Annotated in this window: 21 protein-coding genes; 7 read left to right on the forward strand and 14 right to left on the reverse strand. The window is 63.6% G+C overall.

Features of this window, described 5'->3' with window-relative positions:
* Positions 1-141: 141 nt before the first annotated feature.
* Positions 142-1266, reverse strand: a complete 1125-nt coding sequence (locus B6V75_RS04080) for a DUF6456 domain-containing protein (protein WP_088718814.1) — start codon at positions 1264-1266, stop codon at positions 142-144.
* 335 nt (positions 1267-1601) lie between these two features.
* Between B6V75_RS04080 and B6V75_RS04085 the strand changes: the two genes are divergently transcribed.
* The gene (locus B6V75_RS04085; protein WP_088718815.1) at positions 1602-1868 is read left to right on the forward strand and encodes a DUF6477 family protein; all 267 of its coding nucleotides are present in this window, start codon (positions 1602-1604) and stop codon (positions 1866-1868) included.
* Here B6V75_RS04085 and B6V75_RS04090 read toward each other — a convergent pair.
* Positions 1860-3440: a helicase HerA-like domain-containing protein gene (locus B6V75_RS04090; RefSeq protein ID WP_199224665.1), complete on the reverse strand. Its 1581-nt coding sequence runs from the start codon at positions 3438-3440 to the stop codon at positions 1860-1862. The two genes, B6V75_RS04085 and B6V75_RS04090, sit on opposite strands and share 9 nt — an antisense overlap.
* A 561-nt stretch (positions 3441-4001) precedes the next feature.
* On the opposite strand from B6V75_RS04090, the gene B6V75_RS04095 reads away from it, so the two are divergent.
* The gene (locus tag B6V75_RS04095) at positions 4002-4739 is read left to right on the forward strand and encodes an invasion associated locus B family protein (protein WP_088718816.1); all 738 of its coding nucleotides are present in this window, start codon (positions 4002-4004) and stop codon (positions 4737-4739) included.
* Positions 4740-4811: 72 nt separating this feature from the next.
* Here the strand turns inward: B6V75_RS04095 and B6V75_RS04100 are convergent, their stop codons facing one another.
* Genes B6V75_RS04100 through B6V75_RS04115 form a run of 4 tightly spaced genes read right to left on the reverse strand, consistent with a single transcriptional unit; the run spans position 4812 to position 9104 of the window.
* Complete coding sequence (locus B6V75_RS04100; RefSeq protein ID WP_088718817.1) at positions 4812-6017, reverse strand: beta-ketoacyl-[acyl-carrier-protein] synthase family protein; 1206 nt, start codon at positions 6015-6017, stop codon at positions 4812-4814.
* Complete coding sequence (locus B6V75_RS04105) at positions 6017-6298, reverse strand: acyl carrier protein (RefSeq protein WP_075774623.1); 282 nt, start codon at positions 6296-6298, stop codon at positions 6017-6019. Before B6V75_RS04105 ends, B6V75_RS04100 begins: the two co-directional genes overlap by 1 nt.
* Before the next feature lie 8 nt (positions 6299-6306).
* Positions 6307-7407: a UDP-3-O-(3-hydroxymyristoyl)glucosamine N-acyltransferase gene (locus tag B6V75_RS04110; RefSeq protein ID WP_088718818.1), complete on the reverse strand. Its 1101-nt coding sequence runs from the start codon at positions 7405-7407 to the stop codon at positions 6307-6309.
* A gap of 56 nt (positions 7408-7463) precedes the next feature.
* Positions 7464-9104, reverse strand: a complete 1641-nt coding sequence (locus tag B6V75_RS04115; RefSeq protein ID WP_088718819.1) for a L,D-transpeptidase family protein — start codon at positions 9102-9104, stop codon at positions 7464-7466.
* 367 nt (positions 9105-9471) lie between these two features.
* On the opposite strand from B6V75_RS04115, the gene B6V75_RS04120 reads away from it, so the two are divergent.
* On the forward strand, positions 9472-10026 hold the full coding sequence (locus B6V75_RS04120) for a DUF882 domain-containing protein (RefSeq protein ID WP_075774621.1): 555 nt from the start codon (positions 9472-9474) through the stop codon (positions 10024-10026).
* 201 nt (positions 10027-10227) lie between these two features.
* Positions 10228-10809, forward strand: coding sequence for a DsrE family protein (locus B6V75_RS04125; RefSeq protein ID WP_088718820.1), 582 nt, complete (start codon positions 10228-10230; stop codon positions 10807-10809).
* A gap of 100 nt (positions 10810-10909) precedes the next feature.
* Here the strand turns inward: B6V75_RS04125 and B6V75_RS04130 are convergent, their stop codons facing one another.
* The 6 genes from B6V75_RS04130 to B6V75_RS04155 all read right to left on the reverse strand — a co-directional run bounded on the left by B6V75_RS04130 (position 10910) and on the right by B6V75_RS04155 (position 16962).
* The gene (locus B6V75_RS04130; RefSeq protein WP_077701192.1) at positions 10910-11263 is read right to left on the reverse strand and encodes a cytochrome C oxidase subunit IV family protein; all 354 of its coding nucleotides are present in this window, start codon (positions 11261-11263) and stop codon (positions 10910-10912) included.
* On the reverse strand, positions 11263-11889 hold the full coding sequence (locus tag B6V75_RS04135) for a cytochrome c oxidase subunit 3 (protein ID WP_088718821.1): 627 nt from the start codon (positions 11887-11889) through the stop codon (positions 11263-11265). Before B6V75_RS04135 ends, B6V75_RS04130 begins: the two co-directional genes overlap by 1 nt.
* Positions 11886-13949: a cbb3-type cytochrome c oxidase subunit I gene (locus B6V75_RS04140; protein WP_088718822.1), complete on the reverse strand. Its 2064-nt coding sequence runs from the start codon at positions 13947-13949 to the stop codon at positions 11886-11888. Before B6V75_RS04140 ends, B6V75_RS04135 begins: the two co-directional genes overlap by 4 nt.
* Positions 13946-14905, reverse strand: a complete 960-nt coding sequence (locus tag B6V75_RS04145) for a cytochrome ubiquinol oxidase subunit II (RefSeq protein ID WP_088721714.1) — start codon at positions 14903-14905, stop codon at positions 13946-13948. The genes B6V75_RS04140 and B6V75_RS04145 overlap by 4 nt, the downstream gene beginning before the upstream one ends.
* A gap of 479 nt (positions 14906-15384) precedes the next feature.
* Positions 15385-16032, reverse strand: coding sequence for a Crp/Fnr family transcriptional regulator (locus tag B6V75_RS04150; RefSeq protein ID WP_075774617.1), 648 nt, complete (start codon positions 16030-16032; stop codon positions 15385-15387).
* 201 nt (positions 16033-16233) lie between these two features.
* On the reverse strand, positions 16234-16962 hold the full coding sequence (locus tag B6V75_RS04155) for a Crp/Fnr family transcriptional regulator (protein WP_075774616.1): 729 nt from the start codon (positions 16960-16962) through the stop codon (positions 16234-16236).
* Between the two features lie 406 nt (positions 16963-17368).
* On the opposite strand from B6V75_RS04155, the gene B6V75_RS04160 reads away from it, so the two are divergent.
* Together B6V75_RS04160 and B6V75_RS04165 are read left to right on the forward strand one after the other, a co-directional pair.
* Entirely contained in the window at positions 17369-17755 is a 387-nt protein-coding gene (locus B6V75_RS04160) for a response regulator (RefSeq protein ID WP_143597886.1), read from the forward strand.
* A 205-nt stretch (positions 17756-17960) separates the two neighbouring features.
* The gene (locus B6V75_RS04165; protein ID WP_088718824.1) at positions 17961-19478 is read left to right on the forward strand and encodes an acetyl-CoA hydrolase/transferase family protein; all 1518 of its coding nucleotides are present in this window, start codon (positions 17961-17963) and stop codon (positions 19476-19478) included.
* Between the two features lie 267 nt (positions 19479-19745).
* Here B6V75_RS04165 and B6V75_RS04170 read toward each other — a convergent pair whose 3' ends face one another.
* Both B6V75_RS04170 and B6V75_RS04175 read right to left on the reverse strand, forming a co-directional pair.
* Positions 19746-20666 (reverse strand): manganese-dependent inorganic pyrophosphatase, encoded by a 921-nt coding sequence (locus B6V75_RS04170; RefSeq protein ID WP_075774613.1) that lies wholly within the window; start codon positions 20664-20666, stop codon positions 19746-19748.
* A 160-nt stretch (positions 20667-20826) separates the two neighbouring features.
* Positions 20827-21828 carry a TraB/GumN family protein gene (locus B6V75_RS04175; RefSeq protein WP_077701191.1) on the reverse strand — a complete coding sequence of 334 codons (1002 nt, stop codon included), beginning with the start codon at positions 21826-21828 and terminating at the stop codon, positions 20827-20829.
* A 198-nt stretch (positions 21829-22026) separates the two neighbouring features.
* Between B6V75_RS04175 and groES the strand changes: the two genes are divergently transcribed.
* The gene (groES, locus tag B6V75_RS04180) at positions 22027-22314 is read left to right on the forward strand and encodes a co-chaperone GroES (RefSeq protein ID WP_075774612.1); all 288 of its coding nucleotides are present in this window, start codon (positions 22027-22029) and stop codon (positions 22312-22314) included.
* The last annotated feature ends 7 nt before the right edge of the window (positions 22315-22321 follow it).

Raw genomic sequence — 22321 nt, forward strand, 5'->3', positions numbered from 1 at the left:
TGAAAACGGCGCAAAGTTTTTTCGCGCCTTTTCTTATATCTTCTAGTCACCTACGGGTCTTAATTGAAGTGATACCTTAACTTTAGCGACCCGTTAGGTTTGAGCATTGGGTGGCGCATTGCGCGTTCACGGCGTCACCGCTCATCCAATCATCGGACTGGCCCCGCCATAGGTCTCGTCGTAATGCCGCTTGAGGCGTTGCAGGGCGATCCGCAGGACGATCTTGCCCGACCGCGCCGACCAGCCCAGCCGCTTCTCCGCCGTCTCCAGCCCTTCGAGGAAACAGCAGCAGCGCAGCGCCATGTCGCCCAGACCCGGCCCCAGATCGCGCAGCGCCAGCGCCACCCGCTCCCGCGCGGTGTCGGAGCCGCCGCCCATCGCCAGTTCGGGGCGATACTGCCCGCGACCGCCACCGCCGGTCAGGAAGCGTTCCCAGTTCTGCCCGACCCGCGGGCCCATCTGCGCCAATTCGAAATCCTCGCGGAGCCGCTCGCCTGCGGCGACCAGATCGGCGCTCAGGAACGGCCGTCCCTGCTTGTCGCGCCGCCGCGCCAGCACTGCGAGCGGGCTCTCGGCGAGATTGGCGCGCACACGGCGCTGGTGCCCGTCGGCGTCGGCGCGCGTCTCCTGGACGAACTCGCCATGTTGCGCAGCGAAGGGACTGGCGGCGGCCTCCCCGCGCGCGGCGGCCTCTTCTTCGAGCACACGCTTCAGCGCTGCGCGCCCCGCATGCGTGATCTTGTAGCTGGTGACGCGCCCCTCATGGGCCACCTCGATCCAGTCCTTCAGTGCGAAGGCCTGCGCCACCGCCCGCTCCAGCACCGCCGTGCGCACCGTGCCACGCAGCACCACGGCCTTGTCCATCTCGCGCCCCACGATCAACAGCGCGCCCGGCTCGGACAGGCGGCGCAGGATGCGGCGCGTCTCGCGGCGCAGTTGCTCTTCGTTGGCGGGAGTTTCACTAGGGCGGAAAGCTGCAGTCATGGGCGTGTCCTTCTGGAGCACGGTCGGTCCCGGAGCGATGGAGGGATTGGCAGCGCCCGATCCGGCCGCACGCCCGAGACGTTCCAGCGCCTCATCGACCAGCGGATCATCCCGCCGCGCCTCGATCCGGCGCACGCGGCGCAGGATTGTCGAGGCCGCACAGCCTTCGGCCCGTGCCAACTCCCTGATCGGAATGCCGTCTTCGACATGGCGCAGATAGAGTTGGGCATGTTTGGGCAGCCAGGCGGGAAGTTCCGCCGGGGCCTGTGCGATCGAATTCATACTGTCCCCCAGATTACGCCGGGCAAAGCTCGGCGAGTCCGTCCGGTAACAACCGTGAGTTGCTTTGGTTACCCGTTCGTTAACAAACGGGACGCCAGCAAGAATTCCTTAAACTTCCTAAACAAAGCTTTGCCGGGCGCGCGCTGACGCCGAAATTTGCGCAACACCGTGTGAAGCTGCGTCACGCTCTGGATCTCACCTCAAGGGAGTTTCCGATGACCGCCGCATTTCGCCAGAAAGACACGCCCGCTCTCCGCCCTTCCGCTCAACTGTATCTCGTCGAAACCACGGAACCCGCTAGCGTCGCGTCCGAACCCGTCGCCGGGGTCGCGAGAATGCGTCGCCCGCGCCTGCTGATCCGCGCCGCGCGCTTCGGACTGAGCGATTACAGCCGCAAACGCGACCTCAAGCGTGTGATGCGGATGAGCGAGCTGCCGCGCCCCGGCGCGGCGCTGCGCGCATTGATGGCGGAGGAAATGGCGCTCGATCAGGCGCGGCGCGCGGGCGAGGCCACCTACTCGGTCGCCCGCCATCTTGAAGTGCTGATCGCCCTGCTCGCCGAAGCCCGGCTGGCCCGAAAATCGATGTCAGCCTCAGCGTGACTTGAAGAGCGAGCCGAGAACCCCGCGCACGATCGTCTGGCCCGTCTTGGTGCCCAGCTGACGCGCGAGGCTCTTGCCAAAGGTCTCGAGTATCGTATCGGATCGGCTCGAGGATCTGCGCGTCGGCTTCGACTTCGCCGTCGGATCGTAGCGCCGCGCGTTGTTGAAATTCTCGAACCCCGCATCGAGCTCGGAGCGGCCCGCGGCGGTCTTGGCGGCCTTCTCGCGCGCTTCCGCCTCCGCCGCCTCGCGCGCGGCCAGTTCGGCGCGCTTGGCAAGGATTTCCTGCGCCGACTCGCGATCCACCGGCGTGTCATACTTGTCGCCCAAACCGCTTTCCGCAATTACCGCGGCGCGCTCGGTATCGCTAAGCGGGCCGAGGCGCGATTGCGGCGGCCGGATCAGCGTGCGCTCGACCATCCCCGGCACGCCCTTCTTTTCGAGGAAAGAGGTGACAGCCTCGCCGGTGCCGACCTCCTTTATCGCAATTTCGGTGTCGAAGCTCGGATTGGCGCGGTAGTTTTCGGCCGCGCGGTGCAGGTCGCGCTGATCCTTCGCGGTGAAGGCCCTGAGCGCATGCTGCACCCGGTTGCCGAGTTGGCTGAGAATGCCGTCGGGCACGTCACCGGGGTTCTGGGTGATGAAGAACACGCCCACCCCCTTAGAGCGGATCAGCCGCGCCACTTGCTCTACCTTGTCGACCAGCGCCTTGGGCGCGTCGTCGAACAGCAGGTGCGCCTCGTCGAAGAAGAACACGAGCTTCGGCTTGTCCGGGTTGCCGACCTCGGGCAGTTCCTCGAACAGTTCCGAAAGCAGCCACAAAAGGAAGGTGGCGTAGAGCTGCGGATTTCCCATCAGCTTGTCGGCAGCAAGGATGTTAATCTGGCCCATCCCGTTCTCATCGGTTCGGATCAGGTCGGTCAGGTCAAGCGCCGGCTCGCCGAAGAATTGCCCGCCGCCCTGGTTCTCCAGCACCAGCAGGTCGCGCTGGATCGCCCCGATCGTCGCGGTGCCGACATTGCCGTATTCCAGCGCGATCTCGTCCGCGCGCTCGCCGATATGGCGTAGCATCGCGCGCAGATCATCGAGATCGAGCAACGCCAGCCCCTCCTTGTCGGCGATATGGAAGGCGATGTTAAGCGCGCCTTCCTGCGCCTCGGACAACCCCAGCAGCCGGCTCAGCAGCAGCGGCCCCATCTCGGAGACGGTCGTGCGCACCGGGTGGCCCTTCTCGCCGAACATGTCCCAGAAGACCGTCGGATAGGCGCGGTAGTCCAGATCGAAGCCGATCGTCTGCGCGCGCTCCATGAAGGCGTCATGCAGCTTGGCCTCGGTCGAGCCGGAGGCCGCGATACCCGAAAGATCGCCCTTCACATCGGCCATGAAGACCGGCACGCCCGCCTGCGAAAATCCCTCGGCGAGGATCTGCAGCGTCACCGTCTTTCCGGTGCCCGTCGCGCCCGCCACGAGCCCGTGACGGTTGCCGTATTGGAGCTTCAATTCCTGCGGCGTCGCGTAGCCTTCGCCGCCGCCACCAACGAACACGCCCTCTTCGGTCAGAACACCTGTCATTTCGCCCTCGCCAAACAAATCCCGGCTCAGACAATACTATCTTAACCCCTTTGCGCCAGTGTGATCCTGCCCTCGGGTTACGCTTTTGCGCAGACGGGGGCACTTCCTCCCTGTCAGACTGGCCGCGCCCTCCTCGGCGCGGTCTTTTTCTTGCATGCCAAGGGATTGCGCCGCGCGCCTCATCCCCTCACCGCGCGTAACACTTCCTCAACTTTGCCTGTTGACCTGTGAAAAATTACAGCCTAGCGTGGCGTCAATGACGAAGTCGGCCAGTCCGACAGGGGGAAAAGGAAGGGGTCCTGAACGGGCCCCTTTCGCTTGGAAAGCCCCGCTATCGTGGCCCCGAAACGCCCCGTCACACCCGCGCCCGTCGCGGATGAATCGCCCCTCTGAGCCTCTCGGCATTTCCCGCTCACAGCCAGCCCGACGCGCGCGTCCCGGCACCTCACGAAACTGTGGCAGCATGCCGCCTATCCGTGAGCGCGGCTGCCGAATTCATCACTGACAGCGCCGCGGACCCGTGTTAAGCCTTCGCCCAATACGTTTCAGGAGAAGAGTAATATGTCTCAACTGACGAAACCGCTCGCCCTCGCTCTGGCCCTCGGCCTTGCAAGCGGGGCTTGGGCACAAGACACCACGTCGAGCGACACCTCCACGACCCCGTCGGCGGATGCGACCGCAGGCGCAAGCGCCGATGGCACGACGGCCCCGGCTGCGGATGCGACCAACACCGATCAGGCGACCGACGGCCAGACCGCGCCCGATGCGGCTGCGGACGCCCCGACCATGCCCGGCGCCGACCAGCAGGCCCAGAAGCCGCAGGAGCCGCAGACCTACGTCAAGGCGACCTACGAAGACTGGGAGCTGCAATGCGCCAAGTCGCCCGACGGCAAGGATCCCTGCCAGATGTACCAGGTGATCAAGGACCAGAATGGCGGCAACGTGGCCGACATCTCGGTGATCGGCCTGCCCGATGGCAGCCAGGCCGCAGCCGGCCTCACCATCATGGTGCCGATCCAGACGCTCCTGTCGCAGAACCTCGTGATGCAGGTCGATGGAGGCAAGCCGATGGTCTACCCCTATTCCTTCTGCGACCCGCGGATGATGGGCTGCTTCGCCCGTTTCGGTGTCAGCAAGGCCGAACTGGACTCGCTCAAGAAAGGCAGCAAGGCGACGATCACGATCACGCCGCTGTCCAACCCGCAGCAGAAGGTGAAAGCGGATATTTCGCTCAAGGGCTTCACCAAGGCCTTCGAGGAAACCGTGAAAACCAACAAGGAAAATGGCGTTCAGCAGTAAGCTGGAGGGATGAGCTTTGGCTCATAACCATTTGAGTTCAAAGACGCCGCGCCCGATCCGGGCGCGGCGTTTTCATATCGCACGCAGCGCGAGAACCGCGTTGAGCCCACCGAAGGCGAAAGCATTGGACAGCGCCGCGCCGACCTGTGCCTTGCGCGCGGTATTGGGCACGTAATCGAGATCGCAGTCGGGATCGGGTGTGGTGTAATTCGCCGTGGGCGCGATCACCCCGTCGCCAAGCGCCATCAGGCAGGCGATCAGCTCCACCGCCCCCGTGCCGCCGATGCAGTGGCCGTGCAGCGCCTTGGTCGAGGAAACCGCAACCTGATCGGCCGTCGGGCCTAGCGCCGCGCGGATCGCGGCTGTCTCGATCCGGTCATTGGCCGCCGTGCCGGTACCGTGGGCGTTGATATAGCCGACCTCTTCAGGCGCCATAGCCGCATCGCGCAGCGCGCCTGAGATCGCCGCGCTCGCCCCCTCGCGCGAGGGCATTACGACGTCACGCGCATCGGAATTCATCGCGAAGCCCGCAATCTCGGCCAAGGGCCGCGCGCCGCGCGCCTCGGCGCTTTCCAGCGCCTCGATCACGAAAACGCCCGCGCCCTCGCCCTGCACCATGCCGTTGCGATCCGCCGAAAACGGGCGGCAGCCATCGGGCGACATCACCCGCAGCCCTTCCCACGCTTTCAGCCCACCGAAATTGAGCATCGCTTCCGAGCCGCCCGCGAGCATCCCCTCGGCCATGCCGGAACGCACCATCTGGAAGGCTAGGCCGATCGCGTGGTTCGAACTGGCGCAGGCGGTGGCGACGGCGAAGCTCGGCCCCTGCAGCCCGTAGCGGATCGAGAGATGTGAAGGCGCGGCATTGCCCATCAGCTTGGGCACCGTCAGCGGGTGAACGCGGTTCTTTTGGTCGGCAAAAACAGCGCGATAGGCGTTGTTCGCGGTGGTGTGTCCCCCGCCCGCAGTGCCGATGATGCAGCCCCAGGCCGCGGGATCGGGGGCGCGCTCCAGCCCGGCTTGAGCCATCGCCTCCGCCCCCGCGACCAGCGCGTATTGGGTGAAAGGATCGTATTGCGCGAGCTGCGCCGAGGTGAAGCGGCTGGTGGCATCGAAGCCGTGGATCTGGCCGCCGATGCGAATGCTCAACCGCTCCACATCAGCGAAGGAGAGCGGCCCGATACCGCTGCGCCCCTCCGCTATGGCCGTCTTGGTTGCCGCAACGCCCTCTCCAAGCGCGTTGATCGTGCCCGCGCCCGTGATGACGACGCGCCGCATCAGGCGACGGCGGTCGAGGGTTTGCCACCCGAGACGAGACGCTCCACCGCGCCGACGATCGCCCCGATCGAGGACATGTCGAATTGCGAGGCGGCGGGCTCGTTGGCGTTGAAAGGCACCGAAACGTCGAACGTCTCTTCGATGGCGAAGATCACCTCCACCAGACCGAGACTGTCGAGCCCCAACTCGTCGAGGGTCATTTCGGGCGAAAGCTCGGAGGGCTCACGAAGGGCTTCGCGGGCGATGATCGAGAAAACCTGGTCTTGCACGTCTGGCCTCATATCTGGCGTTACTCCGTGCCGCCTTTTTGCGTGAGTTTCGTAACAGTTTCTCGAAGCTCGGCCATTTGCGCAAACAATCTCGGCAGTCTGCGCAGAGATTTGTTGATCTCGAGCTGCGTTTCCATCTTCACCGCCGGGCTGCCCCAGATCGTGCGGCCCTTCGGCACGTTGGTGTAGATATTGGTCCCGCCCGCCGCGATCACGTCGTCGCCCACGGTGATATTGTCCGACACGCCGCATTGGCCTGCGAGCACCACGCGGTGCCCGATCCGGGTGGAGCCCGCGACACCGACCTGCCCGCAGAGCAGACAATCCTCGCCGACTTGCACGTTGTGACCGATATGGACGAGGTTATCGAGCTTGCTGCCCGAGCCGATGGCCGTCGCGCGCACGGTGCCACGGTCGATGCAGGTATTGGCGCCGATCTCGACATCGTCGCCGATCTCGACCGTTCCCAGAGAATGGATGCGGGTCCATTTCTGCTCGGTGATCTCTTCGCGCTGCTCGAGCGTTTGGCGGATTTCCTCGACGCCGGAGGGATCGGGCGTGACGAAGGAAAACCCGTCCGAGCCGATCACCGCGCCGGGCTGGCAGACGAACCGGTCGCCGATCACCACCTGCGCGCCGATGCGCACGCCGGCATGGATCAGCGCCTCGGCCCCGATCCGGGCGCCCTCACCGATCGTGACCTGCCCGACGATGCGCGCGCCCGGGCCGATCCGCACGTCCGGCCCGACGATGGTGAACGGACCGATGGCCGCGTCCGCGCCGATCACGGCGGTCGGGTCGATCACGCAGGAGGGGTGAACGCCGGAGGCGATCGAGGGGCCCGGGTCGAAGGCTTTCGACAGCCCCGCCATCGCGAGCCGGGGCCGGGTCACAAAAACCGCGGCCTCCAGCCCGTAGCCGCGCCAATCCGCGCCTTCCCATACCAGCGCGGCGCGGGCCTTCCCGGCTTGCAGACCTTCGGCGTATTTCTCGCTCATCGCCAGCGCGATCTGGTCGGGCCCCGCAGCGGCGGGCTCGGAAGCTCCCGTCACCTCGATCGTCAGGTCGCCTTCGGCGCGGGCCTCCAGCGCCTTCGCGATTTGCTCGATTGTCTGGGACATGGCCGATCCTCTCATGGTCGCTTGGGGGCGGGAGTACCGCCCCCGTTGCCAGAGATTTAGCTGTCCTGCGTACCCAATTCCACCCCGGCCTTTTGCAGCGCGTCGAAGAGGATCGCGTCACGCCCGTAGACGTCGCGGCGATACTCGACATGGCCGGTCGCGGTCGGCCAGGCGGTGAAGTAGGTCAGGTGCACGGGAACGTGCTTTTCCAGCGGCACCACAGTTTCGCGCCCCGAATTGAGGATGCGCTTGAACTCCGCCTCGGGATTGTCGCTTTGCGCGCTCAGAAGGGTATATGCCAGATCGAAGGGGTCGCCGACGCGCACGCAGCCGTGGCTGAACGCCCGCGTCTCTTTCTGGAAGAGCGATTTCGACGGTGTGTCGTGCAGGTAGATATTCCAGCGGTTCGGGAACAGGAATTTCACCAGCCCGAGCGCGTTGCGGCTCGATGGCGGCTCTTTCATCGCGAAGGGGAAGTTGCTCGCATTATAAGCCGCGAAATTCACCGCCGAGCGCGGCACGACCCGGCCTTGGCTGTCGATCAACTGAAGCTGGCTCGCCGCGTTCGGATTGCGCTGCATCTTCGGCAGATATTCCTTGGTCACGATCGAGCGCGGCACATGCCATGCCGGGTTGATGACCATCCGCTCCATCTCGTCGGAGAACTCCGGCGTGCGGCGATCCGAGCTGTTCTGCCCGACCACGGTGACCGAGCGGAAAATGGTCTTGCCATGATCGACCACGCGGACCGAAAAATCGGTGATGTTGACCCAGACGTAGCGTTGCGAGAAATCGATGCCGTTCATCCAGCGCAGACGCTCCATCGCGACGAGGATGGATTTCATCCGCGCCTCCGGGCTCTTGTTCAACTCGCCCAGCGTGCTCGGCCCGGCGATGCCGTCGGTCGCGAGCCCCTGATCGGCCTGGTAGGCCTGCACCGCCTTCTGCATATCGGCGTCGTAACTCGCGCTGGCGGTGCGGCCCAGATAGCCCATCTTCTGCAGCCGGTTCCGAAGCGCGATCACGTCCGGCCCGCTGTCGCCGGGCTCGAGCTTGGAGCCGGGCACCGTCGGCCCCCAGCCACCCGCTTCTATCTGATGCTCCAGATCGAGACGCGCTTTCACGAGCTGCGCATATTGCGGCATCTGCGGAGCGAGTTCGCGCAGGAACAGCGCGGGGTTCGTCGAGGCCGCGAAGGCAGTGATCCGGGCCTCGGGATCGGCGCGCTTGGGTTCGCGCTTGATATCGGAAATCACGCTGTGCGGATCGAGCACGCCATGCGACAGGTCATGCGCGTAATCGAGGAAGATCTGGCTCATCTTCACTTCGAGCAGACCGCGCTGGCGCTCGGACTGGACGGCGGCGAAGGCGACACGCAGGCCCGCGGGATCGTAATGCGCGGTCGGCAGCCCCTGCAGGCTCGACAGGTCGAGCGCTCGCATGAAGGCGGCGCGGCGATCGGCATCCCCGGCGGCGGTCCAGATCGGTCGGTAATCGCGCGCGGCGTAGAAGGCGGCGAGGGCGGGAGTCTTGGCGGCGGCTTCGGCGACAGCTTGGGTGAATCCCGAGAGTTCGACCCCTGCCAATGGCGACATGGCCCCTTGGGCGGCGATCTGGGCAGTGCCTTGCGCCTGGGCGCCGGCGGCGAGCGTAGCCAGCGCGAAGGCCAGCCCTATCTTACGGAAATTGCGCGTCATGGCGTCTAAACCCCTGCCCGGACCCTTCGTTCCAGATGTTCCAAACTTACCCGCAACTGTCCAGCAAAGCGTTGCCTGCGCGCAACGAATTGAGCCGAGGCCCGAGGAAAGATGCAGGCGCGCAACAGCGCCTTTCCTCCACCCGGGGCCGCGGCCTCGCGCCGCTCCCACATGGCTGTGAGGAGATTTTTACTACCGGCAGGCGAATTTTTGCCGACCCGCCTCGTTATGGCAAAGATGCATCAGTTCCGTTCTTTATCGATTAATCGGTCTATGCCATAAGAAGTGAGAAGTTTGGGGCTACCATCCCTCAACCGCCCGAAACAGGGCGGGTAAATCGAGAGACAGGCGAACACAGGAACTTGCTATGACGACGATTTCCCGGCGCGGCCTTCTGGGCGCATTTGCTGCGACCATGGTGACGGCAGCCCCCACCATGAGTAACGCTTTCGGTCTACTCAAGGGCGCTGGGGATATCCGACGGATCAAGATGTATAACGGTCGTACCGGCGAGACGCTCGACACCGTTTACTGGATCGAAGGCGAGTATATCCCGGACGCGCTGAAGGAAATCACCTACTTCGCCCGCGACTGGCGCACCAACCAGCTGAAAAACATCGACGCGCGCACCGTGGACATCGCGGCGGCCGCACACAACCTGATGGAATCGAACGAACCTTACATGCTGCTCTCGGGCTACCGCTCGCCCAAGACCAACGCGATGCTGCGCGCCCGCTCGAAAGGCGTCGCGAAGAACTCGCTGCACATGAAGGGGCTGGCGATGGACCTGCGGCTGAAGTCGCGCTCGGTCAGCCAGATGTACAAGGCAGCGACCGCCTGCCATGCCGGCGGCGTGGGCAAGTACTCGCGCTCGAACTTCGTGCATATGGATTGCGGTCCGGTGCGGCACTGGGGCTCCTGAGCCCCCCCTTCACCGTCTAGACCACCCTGAACGCCGCTTATTCGAGCGGCGTTTTTCTTTGCGTTCTCGCGCCCGAACCTGCGCTCACAAAAACTGGATCGCGCGTGAGAAATCGTAGAGGAACGTGCGCCCCCGTCTCCGGATTGTCCCTGAGCTGCGATTTCGCAGCCCGAAGGCACCTGCAATCCGAGGAGTTTCCCGATGCGCTATCCCGCCCGCCTCGTCATCCCCTATTTCGCCGCGATCGCGCTTGGCAGCACCATGGCCTACGCCGCCTCGGACGATCCCGGAACCGGCTCCGGTCAGACCGAATGGATCAACCCGGTCGTGAAGGATTACGGCAAGATGCATCCCGTGCCCGATGGCGCGCTGACCCCTGACCCGAAAAAGGACTGGAAGATCGTCTTCGACGTCGGCGGCGACAAGACGATGGAAGACGGCGTGAACGCGGCGCTCTGGCATGTCGCGCGCGCGGTCAACGTCTACGGCAATGCGGGGGTCGACAAGGAGCATCGCAAGTTCGCGGTGGTGCTGCACGGCGCGGCGACCAAGCTCGCCCTCTCGCCGGAAGCGTATAAAAAGAAATTCGGTAACGATGATCCAGACACGAAGCTCAAGAAGGAGCTCGCGGAGGCAGGCGTCACGCTCTACGTCTGCGGGCAGGCGCTGGCCGATCACGGCTTCAGCGAGGATCAGGTCGGGCCGAATGTGGATGTGGCGCTCTCCGCGCTGGCGGCGGTTCCGGTGCTCGAGAGCCAAGGCTACCAGCTTTTCCCGATGTAACCGCGCAGCAAAGGCGGACATGAAAAAACGCGGGCAGTTTTCGCTGCCCGCGTTTCTTTTTGTCTTGGCGGCGCGGGACCGAAGGCCCCGGCCCCTCGGCTCACATGCTGCCGGCGCCCATACCCATCCGGCTTGCCAGATCGGCCAGCACCCAGACGGTGCCCGCGGCCATAAGGATGATGAGCAGGAAGGTGAACAGCACCAGATACAGGTCCGGCCGCGCCTCTTTCGAGAAATCGAGGTGCATGAAGGCCCAGAACTGGATCACCAGCTGCGCGATGCCGAGCAGCCCCACGAGGGACCATGCGACACCGACCGAGAACATGCCGCCCGCGACGATCACGACGCCTGCGAGCGTCAGGACCACCGAGAGGGCGAAGCCCCAGACATAGCGCGCCATGTCGTGCTTGTACTCAGCCGAGTCCATGCCGACGTCGGAGTTGATATAATCCATCACAGCACCCCCATCAGGTAGACTTTCGTGAACAGCGCGATCCAGACGATGTCCAGCATGTGCCAGAACAGGCCCAGACGCACGAGGCGCGACTTGATCAGGTCGTTCATCCCGAAGGTCTTCATCTGAATCATCAGCAGGATGCCCCAGATGATACCCGAGGTGACGTGCAGACCGTGCAGACCCACCAGCGAGTAATAGGCGGTCAGGAAGCCCGACACTTGCGGCGTGTTTCCCTCGGTCCAGAACTCGTGGAATTCGTAGAGTTCGATCCCGAGGAAGATCGCGCCGAGTGCCAGCGTCAGGACGAGCCAGCCCACGGTGCGCTTCATCGACGCGCCGTATTTCATCCCCAGCGTGCAGATGCCGAAGGTGAAGGTCGAGATCAGCAGCGCCATCGTCTCGATCGTGGGCAGGCCGAGGCTGAACAGCTCATGCGGGCTCGGCCCGTTCGCGATGCCGTGCCATTCGGCATCGGCGTAGTTGGCGATCATCAGCGAGAAGGCGATGAGATCCGACATCAGGAAGATCCAGAAGCCGAAGATCACCGTGCCCGTCTTGTCGTGATGGCCGTGATCGTGGGAGGCAGCGTGCGCTGCCCCCGTGTTGCTCATAGTTGCACTCATACCTGCGTCTCCATGATCAGGCCGCGGTTCTTGGTGGTGAACTCATCGTCGAGCCGGATTTGCGGCGTGGTTTCGACGAGGCGCTTATGGGCTTCATAGCCCTCACGCAGTTCTTCCGCAGTGATGGTTTCTTCCCAATCGGTGTCGTAGGAGCGGATCAGCACCAGCACCCACATGGCCACGAAGCCCACCGCCGCGATCAGCCACATCTGGAAGATCATGGCGAACGCGAAGAGCGTCGCGACGAGGCCCACGAGGAAGGGCATACCGGTCGGCTTCGGCAGATGGATGTCGACGAACTCGGTCGGATCCATGATCCGCTTGCCCGCTTCCTTCGCATCGACCCACGGCTCGCGCGAGGTCATCGCGGGAATGGTGGTGAAGTCGTACTCCGGCACCGGGCAGCCCAGCGACCATTCGATACCACGACCGTCCCACGGATCGCCCGCCGGCACCATCAGGCTCTCACGGTTCTTGACCGAGACCCAGATCTGGATGACCTGCGCGGTCAGACCCGCCAGCACGCAGAGCGCGCCGAGCATCGCGATCACCAGCCACGGGAAGTAGGCCGGCTCGGTGAAGAAGGCCATGCGGCGCGGAGCGCCCATCAGGCCGATCGCGTAGAGCGGCATGAAGGCCCCGTAGAAGCCGATCATCCACAGCCAGAAGCTGCGACGGCCCCATTTCTCGTCGAGGCGGAAGCCGAAGCAGAGCGGGAACCAGAAGTTCACGGCCGCGAACATACCGAACAGCAGGCCCGGGATGAGCATGTTGTGGAAGTGCGCCACCAGGAACAGCGAGTTGTGGGTTGCGAAGTCGATCGTCGGGTTGGCGAGCATGACGCCCGTGATCCCGCCGATCACGAAGGTGAAGATGAAGCCGGTGGAGAACAGCATCGCGGTCGAGAACCGCAGCTTGCCGCGCCACATCGTCAGCATCCAGTTGAAGACCTTCACGCCCGTCGGCACGCCGATCGTCATCGTGGCGATCCCGAAGATCGCGTTCAGGTTGGCCGTCTGGCCCATCGTGAAGAAGTGGTGCACCCAGACGGTGAAGGACAGCACTGCGATGGCAATGGTGGCCCAGACCAGCGAGGTGTAGCCGTAGATCTTCTTGCCCGAGAAGGTCGGGATGACTTCCGAGAACACACCGAAGGCCGGCAGGATCAGGATGTAGACTTCCGGGTGACCGAACAGCCAGAACATGTTGGCGAAGTTCATCATGTTGCCGCCTTGGGTGGCGGTGAAGAAGTGGAAGCCCGCCTGACGATCAAGCGCCAGCATCAGCGAGGCCACCGTCAGCGGCATCATCGCGAAGATCATCAGGATCGCGGTGCACAGCGTCGCCCAGGCGAAGATCGACATGTCGAACAGTTTCATGCCGGGGGCACGCTGCTTGTAGATCGTCACGAGGAAGTTGATGCCGGAAAGCGTCGAGCCCACCGATGTCAGGCCCAGCGACCAGATCCAGTAATCCACGCCCTCGTTCGGCGACAGCTTGATGCCCGTGTAGGGCGGGTAAGCGGTCCAACCGCCGGTCTCGAAGTGACCGACGACGAGCGAGGCCATCACGAGCGCCGCACCGCCGATCGACAGCCAGAGCGAAACCGCGTTCATGAAGGGGAACTCCATGTCGCGCGCACCGATCTGGAGCGGCATGACGACGTTGATGACGCCGGTCAGGAAGGGCATCGCCACGAAGAAGATCATGATCGTGCCGTGGGTCGAGAACAGCTCTGCGTGGTGTTCGACCGACAGGAAGCCCGGTGCGGGCGAGACCTGCTGGGCGCGCATCACGACCGCCTCGAGCACGCCGCGGATCAGCATGATCAGGGCAAGAACGATGTAGATGACGCCGATCTTCTTGTGATCGAGCGTAGTGATCCAGTTGGACCAGAGCGGTTTCCACCAGCCTTTGACGGTCAGCAGAACCATGACCGCGAGCGCGCCGAGCACGACGACGCCGCCGGCGCCGGCCGCGATCCCGGTGGACAGAGACGGCTCCGTAAAGAAGGGAACGATGAAGATATCGTTCCAGTCGAGACTACCAAGAATACTCATTGCGCGTCCCCTTGAGGTTGAATTTGCGAGACATGCAGCTCGTCGCGGATCGCGTCATCGATCTGTTTCTGCTCGGGCGCGTTGTCGGGAAGGATGGCGGCGCCACCATCGGTCAGCATGTCGGGGTTCATAGCCACCTTGTCCCAGAAACCGGTCTCCGGCGGCTCGAAGAGTTCAGGCCCCGACCAGGTCGCGGTTTTCTTGAACTGCTTCTCGAGCTGGGCGAAGGGGTGCTTGGGCTCTTGCAGGAAGGCGTTGAACTGATCCTGGCTCACCACGTCCACTTCGAACTTGTTGAGCGGGAAAGCCGCGCCGTTGAACTGGCTGTTGAAGCCATAGGTCTGCGACGGGTTCTCCGAGGTGGTCAGGTTCATCTTCGTCTTCATGCCGGGCATCGCATAGATCTGGCCCGCGAGACGCGGAATCCAGAAGCTCTGCATCGCGCCGGTCGCGGTCAGGTCGAACTCGACCGGGGTGTTCTCGGGAAGAACCAGCCGGTTCACGGCGGCGACCTTGCCGGGATAGATGAACATCCATTTCCACTCGGAACCGATGACCTTCACATGCATCGGGTCCTTGCCCGTCGGCTTGTAGGGGTCTTCGCCCTGCACGTGGCCCCAGGTGAGCCAGCCGACGATGAGGAAGGTGAGCGTGGCACCGCCCCAGATCACGACTTCGGCCCCAACCGAGTGTGCCCAGTTCGGGTCGTACTTGCCCTTGCCGCCATGGCGGCGATAGCGCATCGCGATCCACGGCGTACCGATCAGGATCGGCAACGTGATGGGCAGCATCCAGAGAAAGAAGCTGATCAAGTGCGCGCGTTCTCCGGCCGCGACCGGCCCGAGCGGGGTCATCACCCCGTTCTCCGCGCAACCTGACAGCCATGCAGCCGCGACGGTCAACAGGACCGGGGCAGCGAGGCGGCTGGGCCGCTTGTAGATTTTTTCAAACAACACGGAAATACCTTTCCTATTCCCTCTTCTTGGCGCGGGGGCATAGGGGTCTCTCGGGGGAGGCCGCGAGGGCTCCCATCCCGCGCGTTGCCTTCCACTCTAGGGCAGCGCCCTTGAGGTCAATCGGTCTTGACAAATTGTCGCAGGAACAGCCGCAAACATATGAAATATATGCACAATTTCCATCACAGTCCTGCGACACACGAAAAAATTCCCAATAAATAAAGGGGGTTGGGCTTGAACGCGCGCATCGAAACACAGGGGCAAATGGGCCAATCTCTCGCGCTTGTGATGCGGCGGTGAGCGATCCGTGAGCAAAATGAGCAACTTAGCCGATCACGCGCGCTTGAGGTCACGCCGGATGTGAGGGGCGTCGCCGGGTGCGGGACTCGCTTTGGAGGCCGGATCTGGCCCTCCTGGGCGCTGTGTCGGACCGGCGCCAAACAAGGTCGCAGCGCGTCGTTTGGGCGACAGGGAAGAGCTTAGAGAGCGGCCGCCCGACGCAGCGCCGGAAGCGAGGAAATCCGTACGCGCCCGCCGGAGATGCGGAAGAGCCCCTGATCGCGCAGACGGCGGATCGTCTTGTTGGTATGCACCAGCGAGAGCCCGAGCGAGTCTGCCACGACCTGCTGGGCAAAGGGGAACGGGGCGCTGTCCTTCTCGATCAGACCGACCGCCTCGGCGCGCTCCCATGCGTGCATCACGAACCAGGCGATGCCCTCGTTGGCGTTGCGCTGCCCGACGGAGGCCAGCCAGCCCGAAAGCCGCGTCAGTTCGCGCGTCATCAGCCAAAGAAGCGCAGTGTCGCGATCTGGGCCGTTGATCGCGGGTTGGCGCAGATCGGCCGGATCGAAGCTCGACAGTATCACCGGCGTGAGCGCCTCGTAGTAACTCGCCCCGGGGCCGTGCAGCACACTGGTGAGGCCGCAGAGATCGCCGGGATAAACCAGCGCCTCGACCTGCCGACGCCCGTCTTCGATCAGAGTATAGCGCATGGCGATGCCGCGCTCGATCCGCGCGATCAGCGGCGTGGACTCGGGCAGAAGCGCCGCGCCCACGGGCACCGCGCGTTGCGAATGGGAAACGTCCGCCAGATTGGCGAAGTCAGATTTTCGAGACAGGTCTTCCAAGCTTGCTCGGTTCCGTTTTGTGAAGTTATTCGAGGAAAGCCAGCATCTGCCGCGAAACCGATGAACGCGCTACGTCATAGGACATCGCTGCAGATCTTTTCCGGTATTCCTCTGCGTCACCCTGCGAAAAGTCGCTTTTCGCCTATGTGAAAAGCTTCGAGAATCGGTGTGCGGCTGCGGTCGGGCTGGGGAATTACGCCACTACAAATAGTAGCGTGGCTTCCCGGATCCGAGCTCGACGACTCCTATGTCGGCGAGCTTTTCCAGATCTGGCAGTTGGAGAATCCCCTGCGCCCACTGAACCAACCCTTCGCTGCGCAGGCGGGCGAGGGTCTTGTTGGTGTGAACCAGTGACAGCCCAAGCGCATCCGCAAGATCCTGCTGGCGGACGGGGAACGGCATCTTGCCATCGCGCACCAGCCCGGTCTGCATGCCGCGCTCGTAGAGCGTCACGAAGGCCCATGCGAGCGCCTCGCGCGCCGAGCGCTGGCCAACCGTCACCAGCGCATCGCCGAGGAAATGCTCCTCGCGCGCGACCTGCCATGTCAGCATCATCGCGCGCTGCGGCATTTTCGAGAACAGTTCCCAGACCTGTCTGCGGTCGAATACGCTGAGCTTCACCGGCGTCAGCGCCTCGGTGGTATGCGAGGCCACGCCCATCATGATCGCGTCGAGACCGATCAGATCGCCGGGAAAGAGGAAATTGAGCACCTGCCGCCGTCCGTCTTCCAGCATCCGGTAGCGCATCGCCTGACCCTCGAGCAGAGTGAAAAAGCGCTGCGGCTCGTTCCCTTCCATCACCACGGCCTGGCCCGAGGGCATCCGCAGCTCGCCCGCCCGGGCGGCTTCAGTGATCGCTTCTTCACCCGGATCCGGCGCCATGAAGGCGGGATTATCGACGAAGGGGCAATTTCTACAGTTACTTGTCATGCCTTGGCTCACTTTTGCGTCATAAGGCAACGCGGATGGCCTTGGCGGGTTCCTTTCGATCTTCGGGAGGAAGCGAGTGTTTCCCGTTATTTGCCTCACGTTTCCGCCGACAGGCGTTCACGATGCTTTGTAGAGCCGGAAACAAGCGGCTAGACGAATTGCGAAGGTATGTCATAGTTAAATGACCCCGAAGATTATGACGTGCATTAAGGTTCAAGAGGCCTCTCAGCGCACCGTCGACCGGGACTGACGCCTAAATTTCAGATGCGACGCCGGATCAACTACGATCCCTTCCCCCTTCGAACGCAGTTATCTGCAAGGACAGGATGCTGATGCCCCGGAATATCCAGCACGAACGAAGCGAGAATCGCGCAAGCGATGCCCGCCGCGCGGCTAGGCGGTCCTCGTGACTCTTTGTGCGCCACCTCGGATCGACGGCACCGCGCTGGTTCTCGAAGACGCAATGATCGTGGCCTATGACGCGGCCGCGATGCTAAGCGAATTCGGTGCGCGCGACGTGGTCATCTTCGGCACCGTCGATGAAGCGTTGCAGCACATCGCTGGCGGCAACGATATCTCGATGGCGCTGCTCGACATCAATCTCGGCGACGAAACCTCGCTGGAAGCTGCCAAGGCGCTGCGCGAACGCGCGGTGCCAATCCTCTATTCGACCGGCTATGATGAAAAATCCGTGATGATGGATGGCTTCCCTGAAGGCAAAATACTGATCAAGCCCTTCACCGACGACGATTTCGCCCAAGCCCTGATTTCGATGGGGTTTGTCGAAGCCTGATCTCAACGCTCCCGGCGCCGCAAACTCTACGCCATGCGCCCAGAGACATGAGTCATGCGTCCATCGCATACCGGCCAAACATGGACATCCCGCGCAACCTCGCGTTCCTCGTCAGCGGAACACGAGGTCGCGCGGCGATGCGAGGCAGAGAGGAGCCCCGCTCCGCGCCATCGCGACCGAACCATCGCGAAGGAGGCGCTTGCTCATGAACCACACGATCCGCAAAGCCCATGCCGGGCTCGCCGCCAAGGTGATGTCCGCCGAAGACGCCGCCGCCCTGATCGACAATGGCGCGACGATCGGCATGTCGGGTTTCACCGGCTCGGGCTATCCCAAGGCGGTGCCGATGGCGCTCGCTTCCCGGATCGAGGCCGAGCACGCGGCGGGCCGCCCGTTCAAGGTGAAGATCTGGTCGGGTGCTTCGACGGGCCCCGAGCTGGACGGCGCTCTGGCCAAGGCCGACGGGATCGAATTCCGCCTGCCCTACAATTCCGACCCGATCGCGCGCGAGCGGATCAACGCGGGTCAGATGAAATATTTCGACATGCACCTGAGCCAGGTCGCCCCGATGGCGTGGATGGGGTTCATGGGCAAGCTCGACACGGCGGTGATTGAGATCTGCGGCATCACCGAGGATGGCAAGCTGATCCCGTCGAGCTCGGTCGGCAACAACAAGACGTGGCTCGACTGCGCTGACAAGATCATCCTCGAAGTGAACCGCTGGCAGTCACCGATGCTGGAGGGGATGCATGACATCTATTACGGCACCGCCCTGCCCCCGAACCGCGTGCCGATCCCGCTGGTGAAGCCTGACGACCGCATCGGCCAGACCTATTTCGAGGTCGATCCCGAGAAAGTCGTGGCCGTGGTCGAGACCGACGCGCCCGACCGCAACGCGCCCTTCAGCCCGCCCGATGCGGTGGCCGAGGCGATTGCGGGCCATATCCTCGACTTTCTCGGCAACGAGGTGAAACAGGGCCGCCTGCCGCGCGGGCTGCTGCCGCTGCAATCCGGCGTGGGCAACGTGCCGAACGCGGTGATGGCCGGGCTGATCGAGGCCCCCTTCGACCAGATGACCGCCTTCACCGAGGTCATTCAAGACGGGATGCTCGACATGATCGAGGCGGGCAAGCTGCGCATGGCCTCGGCCACCGCCTTTTCGCTCTCGCCCGAGAAGGCGCAGTATTTCAACGACAACGCCGCCTATTTCCGCGACAAGCTGATCCTGCGTCCGCAGGAAATCTCGAACCATCCAGAGCTGGTGCGCCGATTGGGCTGCATCGCGATGAACGGGCTGATCGAAGCGGATATCTATGGCAACGTGAACTCGACACATGTGATGGGCTCGAAGATCCAGAACGGCATCGGCGGTTCGGGCGATTTCGCGCGCAACGGCTATGTCTCGATCTTCATGACTCCGTCGGTCGCCAAAGGTGGTAAGATTTCGGCGATCGTGCCGATGGCCGCCCATGTCGATCACATCGCGCAGGATGTGCAGGTGATCGTGACCGAACAGGGTCTGGCCGATCTGCGCGGGCTGTCTCCGAAGCAGCGTGCCGAGACGATCATCGAGACCTGCGCCCATCCCGCCTATCGCCCGATGCTGCGGGACTATTTCGAGCGCGCCAAGAAGGGCAGCTTCGCCAATCATGCCCCGAACCTGCTGGGCGAGGCGCTGAGCTGGCACCAGCGCTTCGTGGAAACGGGGACGATGGAGGAATGAGGCACTGAGGGGCGGGCCTGAGCCTCGGGTGAGCGCTTCGATCGGCGGGTGGCTTGGCAGTTTATCTCGCAAGCCCGAATGACGTTCGAGCCCGCGCTGACATCGCCAATGCGCCCTCCCGGGGGGAGGCTCGGGCGCGGCCCGGGGCTGGTCGCCCCGCGCCGGAGCAAAATGCTCCCGCTTCGCGATTGCACCCGAACTGGGCGACCAAATAAGAAAAAGGGGCGCCCGACCGGACGCCCCTTCCCTATCTCAAATCCCGAAAGCTCAGACCTTGAGCGACGGGATGATCTGCTTCTTGCGGCTCATCACGCCGGGCAGCACCACCGTGTCGCCCTCGACCGTGGCGTCGAAGCTCTTCTCGGCCACGCCCTTCACCAGATCGTTCGGCACCAGCAGCGTCGCCTCTTCCTTCAGGATGTCGATCACGAACAGGAGCACCTGATCGACGCCGTCTTCCTTCGCGACCTCTTCCATCGAGGTCATCAGCGAGGCCTTCCGGTCCAGCACCATCTTCGGCGCGGTGGTCTCCAGCACGGAAACGCGGAAGGTCGTGCCGTCGACCGGGTATTCCTTGGAATCCATCCGCAGCAGTTCTGCATCGGTGAAGGCGGAGACGTCCGATTTCGCTTCGAACATCTTCTCGGCCAGCTCGTGCATGTCGATGCCCAGATCGCTCGCCAGCGCGTCGCAGACGGCGCGGTCGTGATCGGTCGTGGTGGGCGAGCGGAATTCCAGCGTATCCGACAGGATGCAGCTGAGCATCGCGCCCTTGATGCCGCGCGGCGCTTTCGCCACGTCGTCGCCCATCAGATCGTAGAGGATGGTCGCGGTGCAGGCGAGCGGGCGCATCGTGATGTCGATCGGTCCCTTGGTCTCGATCCCGCCGGTCAGCTTGTGGTGATCGATGATCTGGATGACGTTGGCAGCGTTGATACCGCTCGGCAGCTCGGCGGGGTTGTTGGTGTCGACGACGACCACGTCCTCGCCTTCTTCCACGTCAGAGATGATCTCGGGCTTGTCGAGGCCCCAATGCTCGATGACGAAAGCCGCCTCGGTATTGGGCTCGCCCAGCAGGCAGGGCTTGGCCGGGGTGCCTTTGACTTCGTTGAGATACCACGCCCAGGCAATGGGCGAGCCGGTCGAGTCGGTGTCGGGGGCCTTGTGGCCGAAAACCTTAATCGTCATGGGGAGATCCTCTCGGATAATCAACTGTCGGCGCAGGTTATAGGCGCTGTGTCTGGGCTTGTCACCTAGGGGTCTGGCGATGCGGAAAGAGCCGCAAGCGAGCAACCGGACAGGCGCGGACCGGGGCGGGTCGCCCCGGGGCAAACTGCATTTCGACGTCTCAGCTATCGAGCCGCTCGATGCTCCAGCCGTCCTTCTCGAGCAACCGCAACAACCCCTCTTTACCCGAAAGGTGCAGCGCGCCCACCGCGACCACGACCGGCCCCTGCTTCGCCGCGGCTTCGATCTTGGGCAGCCAGTTGCGGTTGCGGGCGACCATCAGCAGATCCTCGGAGAGCTTCATCTGGCGCTCGACCTCATCGGCATTCATGCCTGCCGTGACGGCCTGTTCGCGCGCCAGTTCCCAGATCAGGCGCGGTTCGCCCCGGAAATAGAGATCGCCCATCGTCACGCCCATATCGTCAGCCAAGGGCGCGCCGATCACTGCCGCGCGGAGCATTTCCAGCGCCTCGGTCTCGGTGATGCCGTTGAACAGCTTGAAGACAGTGTCCCACGGCTCCAGCGCCTCGACCGGCACGCCGTCGGCCTCGGCCTGCGTCATTACCTGCAGGTCCAGACCGCCCTCTCCCTTGGCGAGCTCGGCCGTGGCACAGGGCGGCAGCGACAGCGTCATCGCGACGAAAGCGGGCCGCATCTTCGCGGCGAGGAAAGCGGGCATCCCATGGGCCGCGAGCGCCGCCTTGGTCATGTTCCAGTCCTGCTCGGACATCATCTGTGGCAGGGTCTTGCCGGTCGAGAACATCAGCGTCGGGTCGGTCTGGATCGCGTGCTCCAGCCGCGCCTGCTCGTCCGGGCCCGCCTCCACCAGCAGCCGCGACGCTTTCTCGAGTGCCTTCGAGAGCGCCCCGACCAGCTTGTCATGACGCGGATCGGGCAGATGGTAGGTGCCGGCCAGTGTGATCTTTTCCGTGCCCTTGGTTGCAGAAAACAGCAATCCGCGAGAGAAGGGCGCGGAATCGGCAGCGGCGGTCAGCGCCTCCTGCTCGGCCTTGGGCAGCGCGTCAAAAATATTCGTGCCGCGGCACTCCGCCCATGCGGGCAGTGCGAGGCAGAGAGAAAGCGCGGGGGCCAGCAAAGGCCGAAGGAGCTTGGCGAATTTCATGAGGGCGAGAGTGCCACGCGATATGCGTTCCGCATAGAGGCGAAATCGCCGCGCCCCGATCGTTCGAATTGACGCAAAAAATTCGCTTTTCGGTTATTGACAGCCGCCCGCCTCAATGACTAACTCCGCCATCGTTAGCACTCACCAATGACGAGTGCTAAAAGTTTTCGAACCTGGAACCTTTAGGGAGTGACCCAGATGGCATTCAAACCGCTTCATGACCGTGTGCTGGTCAAGCGCGTGGAGAGCGAAGAAAAAACCAAGGGTGGCCTGATCATCCCCGACAGCGCGAAAGAAAAGCCCGCAGAGGGTGAAGTCGTCGCAGTGGGTGACGGCGCGCGCAAGGAATCGGGCGAGCTGATCGCACCGGGCGTCAAAGCTGGCGACCGCGTTCTCTTCGGCAAGTGGTCGGGCACGGAAGTGACCCTCGACGGCGAAGAGCTGCTCATCATGAAAGAAAGCGACATCATGGGCATCATCTCGTAAGGCGCCC

The organism is Thioclava sp. F1Mire-8, from assembly GCF_002213165.1.
In the GTDB taxonomy this organism is placed as follows: domain Bacteria; phylum Pseudomonadota; class Alphaproteobacteria; order Rhodobacterales; family Rhodobacteraceae; genus Thioclava; species Thioclava nitratireducens.

Excerpts from the sequence above, each read along its gene's own strand:
- B6V75_RS04080 (WP_088718814.1), bottom strand. The coding sequence starts at position 1,266 with ATGAATTCGATCGCACAGGCCCCGGCGGAACTTCCCGCCTGGCTGCCC.
- B6V75_RS04085 (WP_088718815.1), top strand. The coding sequence starts at position 1,602 with ATGCGTCGCCCGCGCCTGCTGATCCGCGCCGCGCGCTTCGGACTGAGC.
- B6V75_RS04090 (WP_199224665.1), bottom strand. The coding sequence starts at position 3,440 with ATGACAGGTGTTCTGACCGAAGAGGGCGTGTTCGTTGGTGGCGGCGGC.
- B6V75_RS04095 (WP_088718816.1), top strand. The coding sequence starts at position 4,002 with ATGTCTCAACTGACGAAACCGCTCGCCCTCGCTCTGGCCCTCGGCCTT.
- B6V75_RS04100 (WP_088718817.1), bottom strand. The coding sequence starts at position 6,017 with ATGCGGCGCGTCGTCATCACGGGCGCGGGCACGATCAACGCGCTTGGA.
- B6V75_RS04105 (WP_075774623.1), bottom strand. The coding sequence starts at position 6,298 with ATGAGGCCAGACGTGCAAGACCAGGTTTTCTCGATCATCGCCCGCGAA.
- B6V75_RS04110 (WP_088718818.1), bottom strand. The coding sequence starts at position 7,407 with ATGTCCCAGACAATCGAGCAAATCGCGAAGGCGCTGGAGGCCCGCGCC.
- B6V75_RS04115 (WP_088718819.1), bottom strand. The coding sequence starts at position 9,104 with ATGACGCGCAATTTCCGTAAGATAGGGCTGGCCTTCGCGCTGGCTACG.
- B6V75_RS04120 (WP_075774621.1), top strand. The coding sequence starts at position 9,472 with ATGACGACGATTTCCCGGCGCGGCCTTCTGGGCGCATTTGCTGCGACC.
- B6V75_RS04125 (WP_088718820.1), top strand. The coding sequence starts at position 10,228 with ATGCGCTATCCCGCCCGCCTCGTCATCCCCTATTTCGCCGCGATCGCG.
- B6V75_RS04130 (WP_077701192.1), bottom strand. The coding sequence starts at position 11,263 with ATGGATTATATCAACTCCGACGTCGGCATGGACTCGGCTGAGTACAAG.
- B6V75_RS04135 (WP_088718821.1), bottom strand. The coding sequence starts at position 11,889 with ATGAGTGCAACTATGAGCAACACGGGGGCAGCGCACGCTGCCTCCCAC.
- B6V75_RS04140 (WP_088718822.1), bottom strand. The coding sequence starts at position 13,949 with ATGAGTATTCTTGGTAGTCTCGACTGGAACGATATCTTCATCGTTCCC.
- B6V75_RS04155 (WP_075774616.1), bottom strand. The coding sequence starts at position 16,962 with ATGACAAGTAACTGTAGAAATTGCCCCTTCGTCGATAATCCCGCCTTC.
- B6V75_RS04165 (WP_088718824.1), top strand. The coding sequence starts at position 17,961 with ATGAACCACACGATCCGCAAAGCCCATGCCGGGCTCGCCGCCAAGGTG.
- B6V75_RS04170 (WP_075774613.1), bottom strand. The coding sequence starts at position 20,666 with ATGACGATTAAGGTTTTCGGCCACAAGGCCCCCGACACCGACTCGACC.
- B6V75_RS04175 (WP_077701191.1), bottom strand. The coding sequence starts at position 21,828 with ATGAAATTCGCCAAGCTCCTTCGGCCTTTGCTGGCCCCCGCGCTTTCT.
- groES (WP_075774612.1), top strand. The coding sequence starts at position 22,027 with ATGGCATTCAAACCGCTTCATGACCGTGTGCTGGTCAAGCGCGTGGAG.